Source organism: Streptomyces sp. NPDC059917 (genome assembly GCF_042730635.1).
In the GTDB taxonomy this organism is placed as follows: Bacteria; Actinomycetota; Actinomycetes; order Streptomycetales; family Streptomycetaceae; genus Streptomyces.
This window is the reverse complement of the sequence record NZ_JBHWLC010000189.1, coordinates 1-1,368: the sequence shown is the minus strand read 5'-3', so window position 1 is coordinate 1,368 and position 1,368 is coordinate 1. Positions and strand designations below refer to the sequence as shown.

Annotated in this window: 2 protein-coding genes; both read left to right on the top strand. The window is 69.4% G+C overall.

Translation table 11 applies throughout. From position 1 onward, the window contains the following. Positions 1-297: 297 nt before the first annotated feature. Complete coding sequence (locus tag ACFWAR_RS39385) at positions 298-957, top strand: response regulator transcription factor (RefSeq protein ID WP_330335137.1); 660 nt, start codon at positions 298-300, stop codon at positions 955-957. Positions 958-1,180: 223 nt separating this feature from the next. Beyond that, on the top strand, positions 1,181-1,368 hold a 188-nt coding region (locus tag ACFWAR_RS39380), incomplete at its 3' end, for a hypothetical protein (protein ID WP_385788549.1).

The window sequence follows — 1,368 nt, the reverse complement described above, 5'->3', positions numbered from 1 at the left end:
GAGACAGCCTCAAACGCCGGCGGGGCTGGATGTGGCCAGGCCTGACTGTGCGGCGGGGCTGAGATGGCCCGGCCGGAGTGGCGGGGCCACCAGGGGCTCCGCCCGGACCCGCGCCTCAAACGCCGGCGGGGCTGGATGTGGCCGAAGGCCCGGGGGTGGGGGTGACCTCGCAAAGTGGGGGCGTGTGCGCACTTGTTGGCCCGGACCGGCCTTGACCCGGCCCCGAGGCTGGGATGCTTGGCTGTGCCAGGGATCGACAACGAGTGATGCGGGAGCTGCTGAGTCGTGGAAGACAGGGTGCGGGTGGTCATCGCCGAGGATTCAGTGCTGCTGCGTGAGGGCCTGACCCGGTTGCTGACCGACCGGGGGCATGACGTCGTAGCCGGCGTCGGGGACGCGGAAGCCCTGATCAAGACGGTGGCGGAGCTGGCGGCGGAGGACGCGCTGCCGGACGTGGTGGTGGCGGACGTACGGATGCCGCCGACCCACACCGACGAGGGGGTGCGGGCGGCCGTACGGCTGCGCAAGGACTACCCCGGAATCGGTGTGCTCGTGCTGTCGCAGTACGTCGAGGAGCAGTACGCCACCGAACTGCTGGCCGGTTCCAGTACCGGAGTGGGGTACCTGCTCAAGGACCGGGTGGCCGAGGTGCGCGAGTTCCTCGACGCGGTGGTCCGGGTGGCCCGGGGCGGCACGGCCCTGGACCCCGAGGTGGTCGCCCAGCTGCTGGGCCGCAGCCGCAAGCAGGACGTGCTGGCGGGGCTCACGCCGCGCGAGCGCGAAGTGCTGGGGCTGATGGCCGAGGGGCGGACGAACTCGGCGGTGGCCAAGCAGCTGGTGGTCAGCGACGGAGCGGTGGAGAAGCACGTCAGCAACATCTTCATGAAGCTCGGCCTGTCGCCGAGTGACGGGGATCACCGGCGCGTGCTCGCCGTCCTCACCTATCTGAGATCCTGATCAACTGACACCCTGTCAGGCAATGCTGTAGCGCCTGGCTCGACGGGGGTGTCGAAGAACCTGACGGCGGAGTGTCTCCTCACCGATGGTTTGCGCGGCGGGAGACACTCCGGACCAGGCCGTCCCACGGGACGGTCCAGCATATGAGCGGCCCAAGGAAGGACACCCTTACCGACGTAGGGTTGGCCTTGCGAACGCCACGCCTCGAAGGAGGTCCAGTTCAGTGACCAGCCAGGTCAGTAGCCCAGCCGAGCAGGCCGACGGGGCCGGGGGTGCTGTTGTCGGTGGACAGCGCACGCCCGCGGGTCCCGGCGAGAAGGAAGTCCGTCGGCTGGACCGTGTGATCATCCGTTTCGCGGGTGACTCGGGTGACGGCATGCAGCTCACCGGTGACCGTTTCACGTCCGAGAC